Annotated in this window: 18 protein-coding genes, 5 tRNA genes and 1 pseudogene; 6 read left to right on the forward strand and 18 right to left on the reverse strand. The window is 55.7% G+C overall.

Annotated features, from left to right (window positions below):
* Positions 1 to 198 precede the first annotated feature (198 nt).
* Entirely contained in the window at positions 199 to 429 is a 231-nt protein-coding gene (locus AC06G8_RS17810) for a hypothetical protein (RefSeq protein WP_021879285.1), read from the forward strand.
* Positions 430 to 539: 110 nt separating this feature from the next.
* Positions 540 to 1,526, forward strand: coding sequence for a lipoate--protein ligase (gene lplA, locus AC06G8_RS17815; protein ID WP_480283444.1), 987 nt, complete (start codon positions 540 to 542; stop codon positions 1,524 to 1,526).
* Between the two features lie 397 nt (positions 1,527 to 1,923).
* Here the strand turns inward: lplA and AC06G8_RS17820 are convergent, their stop codons facing one another.
* From AC06G8_RS17820 to AC06G8_RS17875, 12 genes are all read right to left on the reverse strand, one after another.
* The gene (locus AC06G8_RS17820) at positions 1,924 to 2,325 is read right to left on the reverse strand and encodes a DUF2500 domain-containing protein (RefSeq protein ID WP_480283445.1); all 402 of its coding nucleotides are present in this window, start codon (positions 2,323 to 2,325) and stop codon (positions 1,924 to 1,926) included.
* Positions 2,326 to 2,544: 219 nt separating this feature from the next.
* A complete protein-coding gene (locus AC06G8_RS17825) occupies positions 2,545 to 3,573 on the reverse strand; it encodes an ABC transporter ATP-binding protein (protein ID WP_480283446.1) in 1,029 nt (342 codons plus the stop codon).
* The gene (locus AC06G8_RS17830) at positions 3,570 to 4,607 is read right to left on the reverse strand and encodes an ABC transporter ATP-binding protein (protein ID WP_480283447.1); all 1,038 of its coding nucleotides are present in this window, start codon (positions 4,605 to 4,607) and stop codon (positions 3,570 to 3,572) included. The genes AC06G8_RS17825 and AC06G8_RS17830 overlap by 4 nt, the downstream gene beginning before the upstream one ends.
* Positions 4,574 to 5,551 (reverse strand): ABC transporter permease, encoded by a 978-nt coding sequence (locus AC06G8_RS17835; protein ID WP_447663972.1) that lies wholly within the window; start codon positions 5,549 to 5,551, stop codon positions 4,574 to 4,576. The genes AC06G8_RS17830 and AC06G8_RS17835 overlap by 34 nt, the downstream gene beginning before the upstream one ends.
* 1 nt (position 5,552) lies before the next feature.
* The gene (locus AC06G8_RS17840; RefSeq protein WP_447663973.1) at positions 5,553 to 6,515 is read right to left on the reverse strand and encodes an ABC transporter permease; all 963 of its coding nucleotides are present in this window, start codon (positions 6,513 to 6,515) and stop codon (positions 5,553 to 5,555) included.
* 214 nt (positions 6,516 to 6,729) lie between these two features.
* Positions 6,730 to 8,493, reverse strand: coding sequence for an ABC transporter substrate-binding protein (locus AC06G8_RS17845; protein WP_480283448.1), 1,764 nt, complete (start codon positions 8,491 to 8,493; stop codon positions 6,730 to 6,732).
* Between the two features lie 496 nt (positions 8,494 to 8,989).
* A complete protein-coding gene (locus AC06G8_RS17850) occupies positions 8,990 to 10,060 on the reverse strand; it encodes a M42 family metallopeptidase (protein WP_480283449.1) in 1,071 nt (356 codons plus the stop codon).
* A gap of 73 nt (positions 10,061 to 10,133) precedes the next feature.
* Positions 10,134 to 11,951 carry a sensor histidine kinase gene (locus AC06G8_RS17855; RefSeq protein WP_480283450.1) on the reverse strand — a complete coding sequence of 606 codons (1,818 nt, stop codon included), beginning with the start codon at positions 11,949 to 11,951 and terminating at the stop codon, positions 10,134 to 10,136.
* Positions 11,948 to 12,760, reverse strand: a complete 813-nt coding sequence (locus tag AC06G8_RS17860; protein ID WP_447663977.1) for a response regulator transcription factor — start codon at positions 12,758 to 12,760, stop codon at positions 11,948 to 11,950. Before AC06G8_RS17860 ends, AC06G8_RS17855 begins: the two co-directional genes overlap by 4 nt.
* 194 nt (positions 12,761 to 12,954) lie before the next feature.
* Complete coding sequence (locus tag AC06G8_RS17865) at positions 12,955 to 14,670, reverse strand: extracellular solute-binding protein (RefSeq protein ID WP_480283451.1); 1,716 nt, start codon at positions 14,668 to 14,670, stop codon at positions 12,955 to 12,957.
* Between the two features lie 97 nt (positions 14,671 to 14,767).
* Positions 14,768 to 15,661: a carbohydrate ABC transporter permease gene (locus AC06G8_RS17870; protein WP_480285462.1), complete on the reverse strand. Its 894-nt coding sequence runs from the start codon at positions 15,659 to 15,661 to the stop codon at positions 14,768 to 14,770.
* Positions 15,662 to 15,700: 39 nt separating this feature from the next.
* Complete coding sequence (locus AC06G8_RS17875) at positions 15,701 to 16,651, reverse strand: ABC transporter permease (RefSeq protein WP_447663979.1); 951 nt, start codon at positions 16,649 to 16,651, stop codon at positions 15,701 to 15,703.
* Positions 16,652 to 16,972: 321 nt separating this feature from the next.
* Here AC06G8_RS17875 and AC06G8_RS17880 point away from each other — a divergent pair.
* Positions 16,973 to 17,290 (forward strand): annotated as a pseudogene (locus AC06G8_RS17880) (DUF4183 domain-containing protein); the annotation flags it as partial.
* 150 nt (positions 17,291 to 17,440) lie between these two features.
* Positions 17,441 to 17,869 (forward strand): DUF4183 domain-containing protein, encoded by a 429-nt coding sequence (locus AC06G8_RS17885; protein ID WP_447663994.1) that lies wholly within the window; start codon positions 17,441 to 17,443, stop codon positions 17,867 to 17,869.
* A gap of 206 nt (positions 17,870 to 18,075) precedes the next feature.
* On the opposite strand, the gene AC06G8_RS17890 is transcribed toward AC06G8_RS17885, so the two are convergent.
* The 6 genes from AC06G8_RS17890 to AC06G8_RS17915 all read right to left on the reverse strand — a co-directional run bounded on the left by AC06G8_RS17890 (position 18,076) and on the right by AC06G8_RS17915 (position 19,207).
* Positions 18,076 to 18,161, reverse strand: a tRNA-Leu gene (locus AC06G8_RS17890).
* 27 nt (positions 18,162 to 18,188) lie between these two features.
* Positions 18,189 to 18,264: transfer RNA gene (locus tag AC06G8_RS17895), tRNA-Lys, on the reverse strand.
* A gap of 5 nt (positions 18,265 to 18,269) precedes the next feature.
* A tRNA-Glu gene (locus AC06G8_RS17900) sits at positions 18,270 to 18,344 on the reverse strand.
* 180 nt (positions 18,345 to 18,524) lie between these two features.
* Positions 18,525 to 18,615 (reverse strand) — tRNA-Ser (locus AC06G8_RS17905).
* 3 nt (positions 18,616 to 18,618) lie between these two features.
* Positions 18,619 to 18,694, reverse strand: a tRNA-Asn gene (locus tag AC06G8_RS17910).
* A 33-nt stretch (positions 18,695 to 18,727) separates the two neighbouring features.
* A complete protein-coding gene (locus AC06G8_RS17915; RefSeq protein WP_447663995.1) occupies positions 18,728 to 19,207 on the reverse strand; it encodes a SprT family protein in 480 nt (159 codons plus the stop codon).
* A gap of 104 nt (positions 19,208 to 19,311) precedes the next feature.
* Between AC06G8_RS17915 and AC06G8_RS17920 the strand changes: the two genes are divergently transcribed.
* Positions 19,312 to 19,665 (forward strand): hydrolase/acyltransferase, encoded by a 354-nt coding sequence (locus AC06G8_RS17920; RefSeq protein ID WP_447663980.1) that lies wholly within the window; start codon positions 19,312 to 19,314, stop codon positions 19,663 to 19,665.
* A 109-nt stretch (positions 19,666 to 19,774) separates the two neighbouring features.
* Positions 19,775 to 19,909 carry a cortex morphogenetic protein CmpA gene (cmpA, locus tag AC06G8_RS17925; protein ID WP_447663981.1) on the forward strand — a complete coding sequence of 45 codons (135 nt, stop codon included), beginning with the start codon at positions 19,775 to 19,777 and terminating at the stop codon, positions 19,907 to 19,909.
* The last annotated feature ends 141 nt before the right edge of the window (positions 19,910 to 20,050 follow it).

Below are 20,050 nucleotides of genomic sequence, written 5' to 3' on the forward strand. Positions count from 1 at the left end.
TTTTGGGCTATGGGTTGCATCCAAGGCACTCAATGATTATACTTACTTTACTAAAGGATTAGATTGCATGCGATTTAAGAACGGAAAAGCTTGATTCCGGGCTAATTGTAACGAATTCATAACCCTTTTTTAAGAATCTATTAATCTTGATTGGGTACAATATACTCAACCATTCGAATTGATTGGAGTGATAAGAACATGAGAACTCTGATTTCCTTCCAAAACAAGAAGATTCCTGTATATATCGCCGAACAAAATAATAAAAAAGCGCTCGACAAGTTAGGCGAGGTATTGAACCGCAAGCTGTCCACAGGCAAAAATGCTCTTAAAGGCTCCATCCGTTCCCTGATCAGCGTCGAAATCTCGGGAAGCGAAGCCACTCTCCATACGATCAATGAAAAAGACACGCTTACGATTTCCCTTTATTGATCTCTTCCATGCAAATGCCGCCTGCCCCAGCAGGCGGCATTTTTGCATGGAGCTCCATTATGGTACAGTGGAATCAACATCCGTACATAGAAGTCGAGGAGGAAGCGCCAATGCTGTTTGTCGACAACCGGGACATGCATGATCCATCCCTTAACCTGGCTCTCGAAGAATATATTCTCCGCCATCTTCCCGCAGATCAGGATTATCTGCTGTTTTACATCAACGAACCGTCCATCATCATTGGGAAAAACCAGAATACGCTGGAGGAAATCAACGAAGACTATGTCAAGGAACAGAATATTCATGTCGTGCGCCGGCTATCCGGTGGCGGGGCCGTCTATCATGATCACGGCAACCTGAATTACAGCTTCATCACCAAGGATGATGGCGAATCCTTCCGCAACTACCGCAAATTCACGGAACCGGTCATTCAAGCGCTTCGCTCGTTAGGCGTGGAGGCCGAGCTCAGCGGGCGGAATGATATCCAGGTCGGCGAGCGCAAAATATCGGGCAACGCCCAGTTCGCGACGCGCGGCCGCATGTTCACTCACGGTACGCTGCTGTTCCAATCCGACATTACGCATGTCGCATCGGCGCTCAAAGCCAATCCGGAGAAGTTCAAATCCAAGTCGACAAAGTCCATTCGCAGCCGTGTCGCCAACATTTCCGAATTCCTGCAGAAGCCGATGACGGTGGAGCAATTCCGCTCCTATCTGCTTGAGACCTTATATGATGGCCAGCCCGTCCAAGCCTACGAGCTGACGGATGCGGACTGGGATGGTGTCCGCAAAATCTCGGAGGAACGCTATCGCAACTGGGATTGGAACTACGGGCGTTCCCCTGCCTTCAATATGCGTCAAGTCGAACGCTTGACTGCCGGCACCTATGATGTGCGGCTGAACGTCGCCGAGGGCCGAATCGAGCAGGCATCCATCTACGGAGACTTCTTCGGTACCGCTGAAGTATCGGAGCTTGAGGAGCTGCTGGCCGGCATCCGCTATGAACCCGGTTCCGTCCGGGAGGCGCTTGAAGGGGTCGATCTCGTCCCTTATCTCGGTCCGATGGAGATAGAGGAATTTATGGGACTGCTGTTCTAGCTTGTCCAAATCAGCGGTCATTGTAATAAAGCAAGTGAAGTCGAAGAACCTCGGAATGAACCCGATGTACATCGCGGGCGGATTTTTTTAAGAAAGGCGAGCTGGATATCCGCGGATATCCAGCTCGCCTTTTCGGTTCAGCTTATATGGGAAGACACTAGACCTGAGCGTCTCTCATCGTTTCGGCAGCAGCATACAAATAATAAGCAAGTCCGGTTTGTCGGAATTCGAGAAAGTCGATATTCGCCTCGGCAGCCATATCATAATCACAATAAGGCTCCCCTTTCCGAATCGCGCTTATCGTATCCGACAATGTCCTCAGCATGCTCTCCCAACGTTCGATACGGGAAGCAAGCAGCTCTCTTTGCTCGGCAAGAATTTCAAGTCGTTATGGTCGTCATCCAAATTGGATGACACGGTTATTGTCTCTTTCAAACCCTTGGTATCGGGAGCCGCGGAAGGTGAGCTTTCCGACATCCCCTTCAGCCAGCAAGCCGAAGTCCTTGCCCGTAACGGAAAATTCCATTCGGTCGCCGCTTTCGACTTCAAAGGTCGCATAGTAATCGGTCTGCGTCTGCTGATGCGAGCCTTCCTCGTAGGGTTGCCGGCTGCGCACTCGCGACCGCTTGCTGACCACGGCCGCCTTCACAGACAGCTGAGGCTGGCCGTTGTTGCGGCTCCAGCCCGAGTAGGATTTCAAGAGGCCCGCACCGATGATCACCGCAATGACTGCAATAAGAATCGTGAATGCCGTTCCTGCCGTGGAGAAGATCGATTCCATGCTCATCCCGGTCCCCATTCCCGCTCCCTCCCCAGATGTGTCCCTATGATGCATCCTTAGTCCCATTGTATGACGGCCGAGCCGGCTTATTCTCCCGGATTGGCGGATCTTGTCCTAACGGAGGGCTGGAGGTCGGGATATCCCATCGCCTCATTGAAGGCCGTTTCAATTGAATGCACATACGAAAAAAAGCCCCCGCATAGGGAGCTTTTTTTCTATTCATAGTGAATCTTCGATTTAACCCAAACGTCCGGAAGCCATGCGCTGCAGATCGCCTTCCTCAAGAAGCGGGAAATGGCAAGCTACTTGACGGCCAGGCAGCACGTCGCGAAGCAGCGGCTCTTCGGCCTTGCAGCGATCCTGCGCGAGCGGACAGCGCGGGTGGAAGCGGCAGCCCGATGGAGGGTTCGCCGGCGAAGGCACATCGCCCTTGAGAATGATGCGCTCGCGCTTGAGAGCCGGATTCGGCTTCGGAATGGAGGACAGCAGCGCCGCGGAATATGGATGCAGAGGCTTGTTGTACAGTTCCTCCGTCGGGCCGACTTCTGCCAGCTTGCCCAGATACATGACACCGACGCGATCCGAGATGTGGCGGACGACGTTGAGACCGTGGGCGATGAACAGGAACGTCAAGCCGAGCTCGCGCTGCAGCTTCGACAGCAGGTTGAGCACCTGGGACTGGACGGATACGTCCAGGGCGCTGACGGCTTCGTCCGCGACGATGAACTTCGGATTGAGCGCGATCGCGCGCGCGATGCCGATCCTCTGGCGCTGGCCGCCGGAGAACTCATGCGGATAGCGGTTGCGGCGGGAAGCGTCAAGGCCGACAAGCTCCATCAGCTCGACGACACGGGCGTCGATATCTTTTCCAGACATATTCGTATGCACTTTGAGCGGTTCACCGATGACATCGCTCACGCGAAAGCGAGGGTTCAGGGAGCCGAACGGGTCCTGGAAGATGATCTGCAGATCTTGACGGAGATCGCGAAGCTTGCTCGTTCCAAGCTCATGGATGTTCTCCCCGTTATAGACGACCGATCCTTCCGTGGCGCTCTGCAGCCGCAGAATTACGCGCCCGAGCGTCGACTTGCCGCAGCCGGATTCGCCGACGAGGCCGAAGGTCTCCCCTTTTTTGATTTCCAGGGAAATATCGTCCACGGCTTTGACCTGGCCGACGACTCGGCTGAGCAAGCCCTTCTTGATCGGGAAATACTTCTTGATATGTTTGACTTCAATCAAAGTTTCGTTGGACAGCTGCCTGCTCATACCGTTACCTCCCCTTGACTGCCGATGTTGATCCTTGGGGATAGCGGAGACTCATCGGAATGCTCCTCGAACAGCCAGCAGGCTGCTTTGTGGTCGTTGCCGAGCTGGAAAAATCCCGGCTCCTCGCGCCGGCAAATATCCATCGCATGCGGACATCTAGGATGGAAGCGGCAACCGGTAGGAAGCTGATTGATCCGCGGAATATTGCCTTGGATCGTGTAAAGCTCTTCATCCGTCTTCGCTTCAAATCCTGGAATCGACTTCAATAGGCCGACCGTGTACGGATGGCTCGGCTTGCTGAAGATCTCCTCGACGGAGCCCTCTTCCATGATTCCGCCGGCATACATGACGACGATCCGATCTGCAACCTCTGCCGCTACGCCCATATCATGAGTGATGAGGACGATGGACATGCCCGTTTCTTTCTGCAGCTGCTGCAGGAGATCGAGGATTTGAGCCTGTACGGTTACGTCGAGCGCCGTTGTCGGCTCATCCGCAATCAGCAGCTCCGGCCGGCAAGCAAGAGCGATTGCGATGACGACACGCTGGCACATGCCGCCGGACAGCTCATGCGGGTACTGGCGCGCACGAACCTCCGGGGACGGAATGCCGACCTCGCGAAGCAGATCGACAGCCATCTTCATGGCGTCCTTCGGGCTTTTCCTTTGATGGAGACGAAGGCTCTCGGCAATCTGCTCTCCGACCGTGAATACGGGATTTAGCGAAGACATCGGATCCTGGAAGATCATCGCGATCTGGTTGCCCCGAATACTGCGCATTTCATCCTGATCCTTCTCCGAAAGAACTTCACCGTTGAATTTGATGTCGCCCTCGAGAATCATGCCTCCCGCGTAATCAATGAGACGCATGACGGCTAGCGAGGTGACGCTCTTGCCGCTGCCGCTCTCTCCTACGATGCATAGAGTCTGGCCTTCTTCCACGCTGAACGAGATCCGGTCGGTCGCTTTCAGGATCTCCTTGTTCACGAGGAAGCCGGCACTCATTTCGTTGACTTCGAGAATTTTGCGCGCCATTTTTCCAGCCTCCTTGGAGAAAGATGCATTTTTTGACGAGGATCCAGCGCATCACGGATGCCGTCGCCGATGAAGTTGACCGCCAGCACGACGATCAGGATGCACATGCCGGGATAAACCCCTTGAATCGGATCAATAAGCATGAATTCCTGCGCGTTGCTGAGCATCTGGCCCCAGCTCGTCTGCGGCTGCTGGATGCCCAGTCCCAGGTAGGACAGGCCCGACTCCGCCAGGATCGCGCTGCCGACCATCAGCGTCGCGTTGACGATGATCGGGAAGCTGGCGTTGCGCAGCAAATGGCGGAAGATGATGCCCCAGCTGGAGACGCCGATTGCCCTGGCCGCCTCGACATACTGCATTTCGCGCAGCTGCAGGAAGTTGCCCCGCACGAGGCGCGCTACGCCCACCCAGCTCGTGAACGACAGGATGAGGATCATATAGATGAACTTGGTGCCGAAGATGGCCCCGATCAGAATGTTCAGGAACAGCGTCGGGATGGAGATCATGACATCGATTAGACGCATGAAGATGATGTCGATCCAACCGCCGAAATAGCCGGACACCGCGCCGATGATCGAGCCGACGATGACGGCCATCGCCGCAACGGAAAAGCCGACCAGCAGCGAGACCCGGCCGCTATAGATGAGGCGGGAGAAAATGTCCCGTCCCATCTCATCCGTACCGAGAATATGGTCGCCTGTGAACGGCTTGATGTTGGCGTTCATCAGATCCAGCTTGGCGGGATCATAAGGCGCGATGACCGGGGCCAGTATCGCCGAGAGGATGAAGATAAGGAGGACGGCGAGGCCGGTCATAGCGAACTTGTTGCGTTTGAACTTGTTCCATGTCTGGAGCCATGGCCCGATCGGCTTGTCCGCCTTGGGCAGCGCATCCGTTTGGTTCGGTACGATAGGGGTGCTTGTGGGCTGCAGATTCGCGCTCATCCTACTTGCCTCCTTTGCTTATCTGGACGCGCGGATCGACGATCGCGTACAGGATATCCGCGATCAGGTTGCCGACGACGACGAACACGGCGCCGAGCAGCGTAATCGCCATCAGGACGGAATATTCACGGGAGTTGGCCATCTCGACGAACAGACGGCCCATGCCTGGCCAGTTGAAGACGGCTTCCGTGAGTGATGCGCCGCCGACCAGGATCGGCAGATCAAGTCCGAACAGGGTAATGAGCGGAATCAGCGCATTTCGCAGCGCATGGCGGAAGATGACTTTGTTCTCCCTCACGCCCTTTGCCCTCGCGGTGCGGATGTAGTCCTGCTCAAGCACTTCCAGCATGCTGGAGCGCGCGTACTTCAAGTAGCCGGCCAGCATGCCGAGCGAAAGCACGGATACAGGCAGGATCAAGTGCATGATGAGATCCGAAATATCGCCTTCCTTGCCCATGGTGTACATATCCGACAAGGGAAGCCAGTCGAGCTCGAGAGACAAGTAACTTTGCAGGATGATGCCGAACCAGAAAGCGGGCATGGCAAATCCGATATAAGAGATGAAGGAAGCCGTCTGATCGGAGAAGCCGTATTCCTTGGTGCTGTTGTAGATGCCCCACGGGATGGCGATAATCAGCGTCAGAATCCACGATGCGCCCATCAGAATCATCGTATTCTTCACCGTCGGCCACAGGATGTCGCCGACCGGGATATTGTTTTTGAAGGTGGCGCCCAGGTCCCCGGTCAGGATGTCGCCCATCCATTTGAAATATTGGACCGGAATCGGCTTGTCGAGGCCGAGCTGTTGAGCCTTGATCTGGCCCGCTTCCACAGATAGTCCGGGGGATAGGAATATTTGGGTCGGCCCGCCCGGAGCGGCGTGGATCAACCCGAATGTAAAGATCGAAATTAGGAACAGCACGATGACGGACTGCAAAGTCCGTCGGATCAAATACTCGCCCATCAGGCTTACCTCCTTGAATACTGAATCCCAACCTGCTGGCAGCTGCCGGCTTTGCGCCGAGCAGAACCGTGGTGGGTCCCAAGCTGCAGACCGCCCGGTTATGCACAGGGCAAAACCGTCTTCCAACAGCATGAAGGGTGGATATGAGGAAAGGAGAAAGGAGGAAGGACGTCGCCTTCCCCCTTTTCTATGATTCTGTCTGAGTCACGATGTCTTATTTCGAATCCTCAAGCCACCATTTGTTGATTCCGAAGAATCCGCCATAAGGCAAAGCCGCTACAGGAGCGTCTTCAGCGTTGTACTTGACGCGTGGGCCGAGCACTTCAGGCGTGCCGTATTGGTACAGGAAGACGTAAGGCAGGTTGGTGGAGATTTGCTGGGCGACTTGTTTGTACACCTCTTTGCGCTTCTCTTGGTCCGTCGTCGTGTAGCCTTCGACCCACAGCTTATCCAGCGTCGGGTTGTTGTACCAGCCGGAGTTTTGACCGTTCGGCGGGAAGTACTTGGACGAGAAGACCGACTCGCTGTCCGGATCCGGACTGTTCAGCGACCATGCCTGCAGAGCGGCTTGGTATTTGCCTGGGTAGATGTTCTGCTCCAGCCAGGATGCGAAGTCGATGCCCTTCGTCGTGACCTGGATGCCTACTGCTTTAAGGTTGTCCTGGATGACCGTCGAGACGTTCTCGCGGCGGCTGTTGCCGGAGTTGTACTGAAGCTCGAAGGTGAATTTCTGGCCGTTTTTCTCCAGAATGCCGTCTTTGCCTGCTACCCAACCGTCTTCAGCAAGCAGCGCTTTCGCTTTTTCTACATCGTAGTTGTAGTTGACGGCTGCGTCGCCCGGATCTGCCCAAGTACCTGGCAGGAACGGCGCGTTCAGGGCTTTTCCCGTACCCTTCAGGATGTTGTCGAGAATGCCTTGGCGGTTCAGCGCGTAGGCGATTGCTTGACGGGTCTTCTCGCCGGCGAAGAGCGACTCCTTGCCGCCGAAGTTCATTTTGTTGAAGTTGAAGCTCATGTACTCGTACAGCGGTCCAGGAGCAAGCAGCACGTTCAGGCCTTTGGCTTTGACGGCTTCGACTTGCGTTACCGGAATGGCGCCCACGAGGTCGACGTCGCCTTTGAGGACGGCTTGTACGTTCGTGTTCTGGTCGGCATAAATCTTGTAGACGATCTTGTCGATGTTGACGTCGTTGACGTCAGCAGCCCAGTAGTTCGTTTCTTTTTCAAAGCTCAGGTATTGCTTTTGCTTCCATTCGGACCATTTCCAAGGGCCGTTCGTGACCGTTTTGGCTGGATCCTTGCCGTAGTCGTTCTTCTCGAGCTCCTTGACCGGGATGTCCTTCAGGATGTGGGAAGGAGCAATCTCGGATACCAGCGTGTAGATGAACGGAGCGAAGACTGTCTTCATTGTGATCTTGGCCGTTTGGGCGTCGACAGCTTCGACCTTGTCGACTTTGTCGTAGCTGCTGATGCCTTGGGAAGCGGCGTCAGGGTTCTTGATCGTGTTGATCGTAAAGGCGATGTCCTCGGCCGTTACCGGCTGGCCGTCGCTCCATTTGGCGTTGGCTTTCAGCTTCAGCGTGTACGTCAAGCCGTCGGCCGAGATCTCCGGCAAGCTTTCCAGCAGAGACCAAGGCTGTGCTACGATGTTGCCGTCCTTGTCGTAGTCCAGCATCTTCGCGAACATGAACTGTACCGCATCGCCCGAAGACGTATCGGATACGTAGATCGGGTTCGTGTTGACGATGTCGGAGAATGTGCCGATCGTCAGCGTGCCGCCCTTTTTAGGACCGGCCGGATCCGTCGCGCCTGCGTTCGTAGCCGTGTTGTCAGCCGGTGCTGTCGATGCCGGCGTATTTGTCTTTGCGCCGGAATTGCTGTTGCTGCCGTTGTTGCTGTTGCTTGAGCAACCTGCAACCAAAACCCCCATTACGGACACACCCACGAGCAAGGTTTTCCACTTGAATGAACCTGCCACTCCACATTCCTCCTTGGCTCTAGCCAAAACATGTCATTTCCGGTTCCAATTGTAGCACGGTTTTTAACGTCCGAATATAGATTGTTCTGAAAATAATTAAAATTTTATTAACTGCATAATTATTCATAGATTCTTTTTATTGGGGTAGCGCTTACAATCAAGCCGCTGTAAGGTCCGTGGCATCTTTAAAAAGGGAAGTGGATTTGTAGATAGTATGCGTTTTAGGGGATAAACAAACAAAATGTCTCAAAAAACGGGAATTTTTTTACCATTCGAAACCAGTCTGGATGAGTGCTTTAAACCATTATTTTTACCAATACTTTTTTATGATTTTCATTGTTTTTTGATGCAACGCTTTAACGCAATATATAATTAATACGTTAAACAATAATTGCGTCTCGATGGAATTATTTTTTCTATCTTACCTAAAATCCAGTCCCTCTTGATCGCAAAAAAGCCATCTCCCCAGTAGGGGAGATGGCATTCCAACATAGGGCTATTGATCTAAAATGGATTCAAAAGCACTCTTGTCGAGCTTCTGCACGAGCGCAAACAAAAGCTCCTTGGCTGCCGCATAATCATCGATGTGCATGATGGATGCCGCTGTATGGATGTACCGCGCCGGGAGTCCTATGACCGCCGAAGGCACTCCGATGCCGGACAGATGGACCTGCCCCGCATCCGTTCCGCCTTGGGAGAAATAATACTGGTAACGGATGTTGCCGTCCTCGGCCGTCTCGCGGATGAATTCGGCGAGGCCGCGGTGCGTAATCATGCCGGGATCCTGGATGCGCAGAAGGGCTCCCTTGCCCAACTGCCCCATCGCATTGCGGTCTCCGGTCGCATCCGCCGCGGGACTGGCGTCCAGCGCCAGGAAAAGATCGGGCTGAACGAGATTCGCCGCCGTGCGCGCTCCCCTGAGGCCGACTTCCTCCTGCACGGTCGCTCCGGCATAGATGACGTTCGGATGCTTCTTGCCCTTCAGCTCGCGGGCAAGCTCGATCGCGAGCCCGACCCCGTACCGGTTGTCCCAAGCCTTGGCCATGATCTTCTTGGGGTTCGCCATCGGCGTGAACGGACATACCGGCACGATCGCCTGTCCGGGCCGAATGCCGTAGGAGAATACTTCCTCCCGGCTGTCGGCGCCGATATCGATGAACATCGACTTCACGTCGACGACCTTGCTGCGGGAAGCGTCGTCCAGCAGATGCGGCGGCGTCGAGCCGATGACGCCGATGACCGGTCCGTTGTCGGACACGATCTCCATGCGCTGGGCCAGCATCGTCTGGGCATTCCAGCCGCCGAGCGTGACGAACTTGATCATGCCGTTGTCCGTAATGGCCGATACCATGAGCCCGACCTCGTCCATATGGCCGGCCACCATGATCCGCGGCCCCTGCTCGTCGCCGCGGAGAACGCCGAAGATGCTGCCCAGGCGGTCGCGCACAAGCTCGTCCGTGCAGGCGGCCAGCTGGCTTTCCACATAGTTGCGCAGCTCCTTCTCATGGCCGGGAACGGCGCGCATCTCCGTCAAAGTCCGGAACAATCCAAGCGTTTCTTCATTCATCTTTCCTTGCCTCCTGAATAACAGCAGAATGATTCCAGTATACCTGATTCGCCGCGGCATGCCCACGCGCGCATCAGCCATGCTGCTCCAGCAGCGTATGATCGGGCGCATCGAGGCTTCTTCGTGCCGGAATTCGGATCCGAATCGCCGTCCCTTGCCCTTCCATTCCGGTTTCGATCGAGATCCCGTAGCCCTCTCCATAATAGAGGCGGATCCGCTCATGCACGTTGCGGATGCCGTAGCCTTGCCGGCTGCGCCCTGTTTCCCTGAACAGCTCCTCCGCCAGGCCGCCCGGCATTCCGATTCCATCGTCGGCCACCTTGAATTCGATGACGGGATGAATGCCTGCCTTGAGCTCCGCGGATATCGAGATTCGAATCCGGTCTCCCTTCCAGGCATGCTCAAGCGCATTTTCCACGAACGGCTGGAGAATCAGCTTGATCGTCATATAACCGAGGAGCCGCTCGTCCCATTGATAGCCGACTTCGACGCGGTCGCCGTATTTGACCTGCTGGATGGCCAGGTAAGCCTGGATCTGATCCAGCTCGTCCGCCGCAGGAATGATGGTCTTCCCGTCGTTGAGCGACATCCGGTAGAAGCGGGCCAGATTCATGATCATCTGATGCTGCTTGTCCACCTCGCCGAACTTCGCCAGCCTGCTGATCGAAGAGAGGGTATTGTAGAGGAAATGCGGATTGATCTGAGCTTGCAGCGTCTCGAGCTCCGCCTCTTTTTTGCGCAGCTTCGTCAGGTACACCTCCTGGATGAGGTTGTCCGTCTGTGCGCCGAGTTCGTTGAGGGCATCGGCGATCATGGAATACTCGTCCTGGCCCTTGTACTGGATTCGGCGGCGATAATCGCCTCGGCGGAACGACTGGAGGACCGAGATGACCTTGCCGATCCGCTTCGTGAACGCGCGCGTGACGAACAGAGCGACGCCGATGATCGGCACCATGCTGATGCCGCAGACGAGCACGGTGAGCCAGGTGATCTTGCGTGCATCGGCCTGCAGGACATCCTCCGGTATGACCGCGATCAAGCTGTACTGGAGCCCCGGCAAAGGCTCGCGGATGACAAGGCTGCCCTTGCCGGCTTCCTGCGCTCCCGCCGCAGGGGCAGGCGCTCGGACGTTATCGATATCTCTCCCCGAAGCATGCAGCACCTTGCCCGCTTCATCGACAATATAGAGGCGGCTGCCGGGCATGATTTTCTTGGCGTCCACGCTGTCGAACAAATCGTTGAAATAGACGCTGATCCGGACCAGGCCGAGCTCCTTCAGATCGGAAGGCGTGTAGGTATCAACGATCCGGCGGATCAGCGAGATTCTCCCGAACTTGGCGTCGTCCCCGATCTGGACCCATTTCATCGTCACGTCGAACTGCTCCTTCGGAAGGGACTTGTACCACTCCTCCTTCTGGATGCGGGACAGATGCAGGATTTCAAAGGAACGGTTGTTGGACTTGAGAATATCCTCGCCGTCCTTGCTCAGATCATAAATCTCGTTATACACCTCGTTTTTGATGTACACCGACATTCTCATGCTGCGGTCCGTAGAATTGATCGCTTCCCAGAATTTCGGCAGCAGCACCTTCTTGGTCGCGTCGTAGTTGGCCCAGCCCTCTTCCTTGCTCTTGAGCGCCCTCACCAGCATGCTGTCCTGGTAGAGCATGTCGGTGATGCGGACGGTATCGTCGATCCGGTAGCGGACGTTATCCTCCATCTGCCTTAGAGTGCCGCGGATGTTGTTCTCCGTCTGGGAGCGGACGGAGCCGACCATGATGGAATTCGCGATCCAGCCGAGCAAGGCCAGAGGAACCAGAGTGAGCAGCACATAAGACGCGAACAGCTTCATGCCGAGCGGAATGAAGCCCTTCTGCCGCCTGCCTTTCATTCCTGCCTCCTGTATTCATTAGGCGTCACGCCGAACGTCTCCTTGAACTGACGGCTGAAATAAGGCATGTATTTATATCCGACGCGATCCGCGATTTCATAAATTCGAAGCCGGGTCCCCCTGAGCATCTCCCCGGCGATCCTCATCTTCCGGTCGATCAGATGCTCGCTGAAGTTGACTCCCGTCTCCTCCTTGAACAAGGCTCCCAAATAATTGGGCGAGAAAGCGAACGCATCCGCAACCTCCTTCAGCGTGATGTTCTCATGAAGGCGGCTCTCCACGTAGTGGACGACTTCCGCGATCAGCCTGGCGTTTTTGGACGGCTTGGAGGGAGCCGCAGCAGGCAGTCTCTGCTCCTGGTCGGTCGGTGGCTCCCGTGCCGGCGACGTCTGTGCCGATGACGCCTGACGCGCTGCCGCCATTGCCGCCTTCTCCCTGTCGAGCTGATCGGCCAGCTTCCGCAGAGCCTGCTCCAGCTCCGCATCATCCATGGGCTTGAGCACATAATCCCACGCGCGGAGCGACAGGGCCTGTTTCACGTAGTGAAAGTCCTGATAGCCGCTCACAAAAATGACCCGAATCCGTTCATGAAGCTCGAGCGCCTTCTCGGCAAGCTCAAGGCCGGACATGCTGGGCATATGCACATCCGTCACCAGAATATCGACCGGCTCCCGGGCAAGAATCTCATACGCATCGAAGCCGCTGTGCACCGCCCCGACGATCTCCAGTCCTAGCGATTCCCACGGAATAAATGTCTGCATGCCCTTCAGATCCAGCTCTTCGTCATCCACGATCAGAACCTTGTACATGTTGTCTCCTCCCTTGCCGGCTGGCAGCATGCCGCCATCTATTCAGCAGCGAGCGCAGTTGGCGAATAAGGCATGGGCCGCTCCGGCCGGAATGTAGAATTTAGCCGGCGGCTTGAAGAAAAAAGACCGCCGCCCCTCCGGGACGGCGGACCTGCTTTCAGTATAGCTTTCAAACCGATGTTTGGGGATGGAAATCAGCCGTTGCTGGCAATGATCTTCTGGTTCTCATGCCATTTGTTCGTTTTGTAGTCCAGCAGCTGCTGGTAGCCGATCGCCATCGCGTCCTTGTCGGCTTTGTCGAGGATGGCCAGCACTTCCTCGTCGCTTTTCGCATACAGGGCTTTGGCGCGGGATTCATCCCAGATCTCTTCCAGGCTCGTCTGGATGATGCCTTCCTCGGAGTTCGGCGCAGGATCAAGGTTGATGAATTCGGTGGCGTCTTTTTGCGTCTTCCACGTAATCGTGCTCTGGTATCTCGTTTCCCATGTCTTCTGGTCGTCAGGCAGAGTCGACTCGAACTTCATCTTCGATTTATCCATGAAGGCGGAGTTGCCGACCCATTGCAGGTTGACGGTCGCGTCCATGACTTTGGTGCGGCCTTCGACATCCGTCAGGTAAGTGTCCTTGAAGAGCGGCGATCCCTCTTCGTCGTGGCCTTCCCAGTACATGCCTTCCGGTCCCCACATCAGCGTGCGGGTTCCATCCGGTCCGGTCAGCCAATCCAGGAAAGCGAAGATTTTCTCCGGGTCTTTAGCGGATTTCGTGATGACGCTTACGTTCCAGCCAAGGCCCGTGTAGGTGCCAGGGAAAATCTTGTCTTTGTTCAGGCCTTCCTTGTGGATCGGCCAGATCATGAAGTAGCCGTCGTTCGGGTCCACCTTCTTCAGCTCGGCATCCCCGGCGGTACCGTACTCCGTCGGGCTTGCGCCTGCAAATACGGCGACCTTCCCGGTAAACGCCTTCTCCTTGACCTGATCCTTCTTCTGCGTCATGGCGTCAGGGCTCATGAGCTTCTCGCGGAAAAGCTTGGAGTTGTACAGCATCGACTCGCGGTAAACCGGATCCTTGAAGATCGATGTCAGCTTGTCGCCGGTGATGGCGGCGCGGTTGGAGATGGCGGCCAGATTGGCATCTTCTGCGAAGGCGCTGTAGATGACGTCAAGACCCTGTCCGTCCACGGCCAGATCCGGATTGAACGGCACGACCGTCGGGAACTTCTCCTTCACGGCCTTCAAATAATTGTAGAAGTCATCAGTCGTCTCGAGCTTCGGCGAGCCGAGCGCTTCATAATATTTTTTGTTGACCAGGTAGCCGGCATTTCCGAAAGGCTGGCTGCTGTACCAGTTCGGGAATTGATAGATTTTGCCGTCGCTGGAGCGAAGCATGTTGATGTTCTTCTCTCCGACCCATTTTTTGAAGTTCGGGTATTTGTCGATATAGTCGTCGAACGGCACCAGCATGTCGGCTTCGCGGAGCTTCTCGACATCGGCGCCTTTGTCGAGCCAGATGACGTCAGGAAGCTTGCCGGATGCGATCATCGTGTTCAGCTTCTGGGCGGCGTTGCCTCCCGACTGGATCGGCGTGACGTTGACCTTCATGTTGTCCATGATCCATTTGGAGGAGACGTCTCCTCCCCACTTGGGCATCGTGTACCAATCATAGTGGCCGTACATGCTGTACTCCAGCGGCTCGCTGCCTACCTGCCAGCCGGTCGCCTCCGGCGCTGTCGATGCGGATGGCGAAGGTGCCGTCGAAGCCGCCGGCTCCGGAGACGCGCCATTGTTCGCTGCCGATCCGGAATTGCCGCCCCCGTTGTTGCCGCCTGAACAGCCTGCCAGCGCCGTAGCCGCTACCATGGCGAGAGCCATGCTCTTGAACGCAGTCACTTTCCATTTGCTCAACTCGTTCATCCCCTTTTTCGAGCTCTAAGATATTTATTTTAAATGCACGGCCCGTTGCCGGACTTGTGTGCTCTTAAAACCAATCGCCGCTGCAAGGATACCCGGCTCAGCCTTTTACGGCGCCGACGAGCACGCCCTTCACGAAATAACGCTGCACGAACGGATACACGCAGATGATCGGGAGCGTGGCGACCATCATCGTCGCCATCGACAGCGATTTGCCCGTTATGCTCTTCATCGCGGACAGTCTGGCCTGAGCGGCGGAGTCGAGCTGCTGCATCTGCTCGGTCATGATGTTGGAGTTGAGGATCTGCTGCAGCTTCGTCTGGATCGGGATCAGGTTCTCGTTGTTGATGTAGATGCTCGGCATGAACCAGTCGTTCCAGTGGGTGATCGCCGTGAACAAAGCCAAGGTCGCGATGACTGGACCCGACAGCGGCAGCACGATGCGGAAGAAGGTTCCCCAGTAGCCGCAGCCGTCAATTCGCGCCGACTCGTCCAATCCGACCGGCAGTCCCAGGAAGAACGTGCGGAAGACGATCATGTTCCAGACGCTGATCAGCGACGGGATGATGAATACCCAGAAGGAGTCGAACAGATGCAGGCTGCGGATCAGCAGGAAGGTCGGAATGAGGCCGCCGCTGAAATACATCGTGATGATGCAGGCGACCATGTAGAACTTGCGTCCGACAAGCTCGCTGCGGGTCATGCCGTAGGCGAATATCGCCGTGCAGAGAATGGCGGATGCGGTTCCGACAATCGTGCGGAGCACGGAGACCAGAAACGCATGGAGGATCCGGCTGTCCTGGAACACGATCTCGTAGTTTTCCAGCGTGAAGGCGCGGGGCCATACCGTCACGCCTCCCAGAGCGGTGTCCATTCCTTCATTAAAGGACACCACAACCGCGTTCCAGAACGGATAAAAGCATGTGACGGAAAGCAGGATCAAAAACGTATAAATGAACCCGGTGAAAAACCGGTCGCCATAGCTGAGTCTGATTTTCAAGCCTCTCTTCCTCCTTCGATCCAAGATGTCATCTCACCACAGGCTGTTGCCGGATCGGCGCGCCAGCAGATTGGCTATGGTGAGAAGCGAGACGCTGACGACAGCTTTGAACAGTCCGACGGCGGTCGCATAGGAGAAGCGCTGCGATTCGATGCCCATCCTGTATACATAGGTTTCCAGCACATCCGCCACCGGCCTCAGCACAGGATCGTTGCCGATCAGGAGGATGTCCTCGAAGCCGGCCGTAAGCAGGTTGCCGACGGCTAGGATGAAGAAGATGATGATGACCGGCATGATCGTTGGAAGCGTGACGAGGAACATCTGCTTGAACCGGCTCGCGCCGTCCATGGAGGCGGCTTCGTACAGGCTCGGGTCCACTCCGGCGATCGCAGCCAAATACACGATGGAGCCGAAGCCGATTTCCTTCCAGACATTGGCCGAAATCAGGATGCTCCAGAAATGCTCCGGCATGTTGAGCCATCCGACCGGCTCGTCGATCAGATTGACCGACTGGAGAAGCATGTTGAGGCTTCCGTTCTCCGTGGAAAGAATGGACATGGCCAATCCCGAGACGATGACCCAGGACAGGAAATGGGGCAGGTAGCTGATCGTCTGGACGATCCGCTTGAAGTAGCGGCTGCGGACCTCATTGAGCATGAGCGCGAGCAAAATCGGTGCCGGGAAGCAGATGACCAGTTTCAGAAAGCTGATGACGAGCGTGTTGCGCATCACCCTGCCGAATACGGGGTCGTTGAAGAAACGCTCGAAATGCTTGAAGCCAACCCAGGGACTTCCCGATATGCCCTTGAAAATGTTGTAGTCCTGGAACGCGGTTATGGTTCCGTACATCGGAAGATAGAAGAAGATGACAATGAGGATAAAGGCTGGTATGACCATCAATTGCAGGTCCCATTGGCGCAGAAAGCGAATGATCGCGGGCCGCTCTTTGCGGCGTTGGTGCAGGTCGACTTCCAGTTGTGCCATGTTGTTCCCCCCTGCGTACATTGTACGTTCGGGATGGAAGCCATTTCTATGGGTTGAATCAACGAAATATGATAGAAATCAATGAAATGTTACTTTACATCACATAACTGATCGGAATATTCACGATTTAGAATTCCTTCTAGAAATGTATGCGCTATTCAATAAAAATGGTTCCGTTTTCATCTGACATGACTTTCTTCCCCTCGGTCTATAAGGGAAGTAACCTTACATTCTTTCCGCAAGGCAAGATCGCCTTGCAGCGACGAATGCCGTTTCGGTTCCTCTTGCACCGGCATAAGCTTATGGAGAGGTGGGATGGCTATGCGAACCGGCAAGCGAACAGGAAAAAAGGACTGCAACGCCACCAGACATGCAAAAAGGAAAAGCGTCCGCAAACCGCGGCCTGCTTCTTCAAGCCGCATTCTGAAGGTCAAGAGGATCTATTTCTGCGGCTTGTCCGACGGTATCTGCAGAGACTTCGGTCCGTCCCGCGGAGGCGCAGGCCGCATTCCCGCTCCCAGCCAGGTCAGCTGGTACAACCTCTATGTCAACCAGTTCATCCAGCCGCCATGCTTGTATCGAATCGGGCCCAACAGCCTGCATCTGCTGAGCCGGGACGTTCCTCCTAGAGGAGCCCCTGTCCTTCTGGAGAGCGTGAGCCTCCTGTTGTCCCGGATGCCGCGCAAAAGAAGGCGCAGGACAAAGGTCCGCCACAAGCAAATGCCTGTTGCCTTGAAGACAAGCCGCTCATATGCTATAACATCCGAATTGAAAGGAGATGAAGGCGATATGCCTCCGTCCTTGATCAAAGCCTTTTTTGCCGCTAGCAGCGTTATTAGCGGAACCGTGGATACGGTCACGTCGACCCACGTCGTCGACACGGCTACCCGGTTCAATGCCGCCGTCACCGCGCCGATGATCGATGCGGGAGCCGGAACGACGACGATTCCCGAGACGAGCTTCCTTGACGACGCCGGCAATCCCGTGCCTGTGGGAAGCTTGCCTGCCGTCGCCCCCGGCGGTTCCTTCGACGTATACGTCAACGGCATCCTGCAGCAAAGCGAGCTGTCTACGCCAAGCCCGACCGGACTTGTCCTGGCGACAGCCGATATCCTCCCCGGCACACCCGTTAACCTGGCCATCCACAATTATGACGGAACGACCTCCACCAGCACCTCCACCCCCTCATTGACGGTCACGACGACAATCAACTCCTGATCTCTCCGCGCAAAGAAAAAAATCATGCTCGACAATCCTTCCATTGCGCGACATCCATGCATGAGTCGTCCTGAGGGCGGACCACCCTTTCAAGGGCATGGAAAAGGGGTGCCCCTTGCAGCCTGGGCACCCCTTATCTTAGGTCTGGACATTTGGTTCTGAACGCAAAAAAGCCTTCCGTGAACGGAAGGCGTCATAATCGGATATGGTGCGGTAGAGAGGACTCGAACCTCCACGGGCGTACGCCCACTACCCCCTCAAGATAGCGTGTCTGCCATTCCACCACTACCGCACGTTTAGGGGAAAACCTAGGAAAAAATGGTGAGCCATGAAGGACTCGAACCTTCGACACCCTGATTAAAAGTCAGGTGCTCTACCAACTGAGCTAATGGCTCGAATATGGTGACCCGTAGGGGATTCGAACCCCTGTTACCTCCGTGAAAGGGAGGTGTCTTAACCCCTTGACCAACGGGCCATGCAGCTTGTCCTTCAGGGAAGAACTTTTCAAACAACATGAATGAATATATCATATGGGACGATTCCGTGCAAGCCCTTTTTCAAAAAAAATGGGTCCGGAAGGACGGAAAAATTCGCCGGCCTGCTGCCCGGCTTCAAACAAAAAAAGACCGGATACGGTCTCTTCTGTCCAGAAGAATGGCGGAGAGAGAGGGATTCGAACCCTCGCACCACTTACGCAGTCTAACCCCTTAGCAGAGGGTCCCCTTGAGCCACTTGGGTATCTCTCCGAATGGCTCCCCGAACAGGACTCGAACCTGTGACAACTCGATTAACAGTCGAGTGCTCTACCAACTGAGCTATCAGGGAACAATGAAATAAACGGTAACAAAATCTAATTTATCATGCCTCGCTGGCGCTGTCAAGCGCTGTCAAAACAAGCTTCCCCCTGCACTTTCCGCATCGGTAGCGAGCCGGATCCACCTTGCGCTTGCGCTTGTATTCCATGCGGCAGCCGGTGCAGACCAGCTTGTAGCGGAACGGAAGCGGCTTGCGCTGCTCCCTGTCGGGCAGAGGACGGCAATGCCTGGATCCTCCCGAACGAGCGAGCCATTCCTTGAAATCCGCATCGCGGTGCCGGTATCCCATCCCGAGCAAATGCAGATGATAATGGCAAAGCTCATGCCGGATAATCTTCTCGGTTTCCTCGGGGCCATAGATCTCCAGCTGCTTCGCGCTGATGTCGATGTTATGCGACTTCAGGAAGTAGCGGCCGCCCGTCGAGGTCAGCCTTCTGTTGAACGTCGCGCGGTGCCGGAACGGAATCCCGAACGCCTCCAGCGATACCCGCTCCACCCATGCTTGCAGCTCCTTATCCTCCATCACCTCTGGACATCCCTCCCTCTTGAATTGTAAAGCCACCTTGGGCTACACTGTCAAGTAGATTGCCGCCCTCCGCGGGCGGGAGAGGAGCAAGAACCCAAGCCATGCCTACCATGAAATATGTATTGTTCCGGCAGGAAGAGCAGCTTTCCATCGTCGAGATGCCCGCAACCCACGCCTACCAGCTGTCCGCCCTCAACCTTCGCCTCCACAAGGAGCTGGACAAGCTTACGGCCGCCAACGTTCCCAGCCTGCCCCATTGCATCGCCGAATTCTCCGAGCTCGAGCTGCATGACGGCGCGGTGCCGGTCCAGTCCGGCATCGACTATCTCAACGAGCTTGTAGAGAGCTTCCGCAACATCGAAGAGAAGGCCTATCCGATCAAGTCTTTGCGGACGGAGATGGTGGCGCTGCAAGCCCAGCTCGAGCAGTGGTACGAGGAAGAGTACGAGGACTAGGACGGAACGTTGCGGCGTAAGCCGGCTCGACCGGAAGTTGGACCTGCACGCTCCGTCAGCACCCCCCATATGCTATACGAACCATTCCTGGCAGAGGGGGGAAGATGCGATGCCGCAATGGCTGAGCAGCCAACTGATGCGCGCGTTCCAGCAAAAGGACCTCCGGCAGATCCGAATCCTGAACGACTGCTGGTTCATTTATCGCACCAAAGAGCCGCGCGACGATTCCGCCACGACCGTCTGATTCCGAGGCTTCTCTCCTGCCCTTCCGGCAGCGTGGAAGCCTCTTTGTCTTTTCCTTGTCTGCAGGCTTGTCTGGCAAGGTGATGGAGGAAATAGCGGAGTTTCACGCTGCCGACGTGCCATCAATGAAACCGTTCCATCA

It is taken from the genome of Paenibacillus sp. SJS-P3 (assembly GCF_056711585.1).

Coding starts and splice junctions, on each gene's coding strand:
- AC06G8_RS17810 (WP_021879285.1), top strand. CDS start 199: ATGAGAACTCTGATTTCCTTCCAAAACAAGAAGATTCCTGTATATATC.
- lplA (WP_480283444.1), top strand. CDS start 540: ATGCTGTTTGTCGACAACCGGGACATGCATGATCCATCCCTTAACCTG.
- AC06G8_RS17820 (WP_480283445.1), bottom strand. CDS start 2,325: ATGGGGACCGGGATGAGCATGGAATCGATCTTCTCCACGGCAGGAACG.
- AC06G8_RS17825 (WP_480283446.1), bottom strand. CDS start 3,573: ATGAGCAGGCAGCTGTCCAACGAAACTTTGATTGAAGTCAAACATATC.
- AC06G8_RS17830 (WP_480283447.1), bottom strand. CDS start 4,607: ATGGCGCGCAAAATTCTCGAAGTCAACGAAATGAGTGCCGGCTTCCTC.
- AC06G8_RS17835 (WP_447663972.1), bottom strand. CDS start 5,551: ATGAGCGCGAATCTGCAGCCCACAAGCACCCCTATCGTACCGAACCAA.
- AC06G8_RS17840 (WP_447663973.1), bottom strand. CDS start 6,515: ATGGGCGAGTATTTGATCCGACGGACTTTGCAGTCCGTCATCGTGCTG.
- AC06G8_RS17850 (WP_480283449.1), bottom strand. CDS start 10,060: ATGAATGAAGAAACGCTTGGATTGTTCCGGACTTTGACGGAGATGCGC.
- AC06G8_RS17855 (WP_480283450.1), bottom strand. CDS start 11,951: ATGAAAGGCAGGCGGCAGAAGGGCTTCATTCCGCTCGGCATGAAGCTG.
- AC06G8_RS17860 (WP_447663977.1), bottom strand. CDS start 12,760: ATGTACAAGGTTCTGATCGTGGATGACGAAGAGCTGGATCTGAAGGGC.
- AC06G8_RS17865 (WP_480283451.1), bottom strand. CDS start 14,670: ATGAACGAGTTGAGCAAATGGAAAGTGACTGCGTTCAAGAGCATGGCT.
- AC06G8_RS17875 (WP_447663979.1), bottom strand. CDS start 16,651: ATGGCACAACTGGAAGTCGACCTGCACCAACGCCGCAAAGAGCGGCCC.
- AC06G8_RS17885 (WP_447663994.1), top strand. CDS start 17,441: ATGCCTCCGTCCTTGATCAAAGCCTTTTTTGCCGCTAGCAGCGTTATT.
- AC06G8_RS17915 (WP_447663995.1), bottom strand. CDS start 19,207: ATGGAGGATAAGGAGCTGCAAGCATGGGTGGAGCGGGTATCGCTGGAG.
- AC06G8_RS17920 (WP_447663980.1), top strand. CDS start 19,312: ATGCCTACCATGAAATATGTATTGTTCCGGCAGGAAGAGCAGCTTTCC.
- cmpA (WP_447663981.1), top strand. CDS start 19,775: ATGCCGCAATGGCTGAGCAGCCAACTGATGCGCGCGTTCCAGCAAAAG.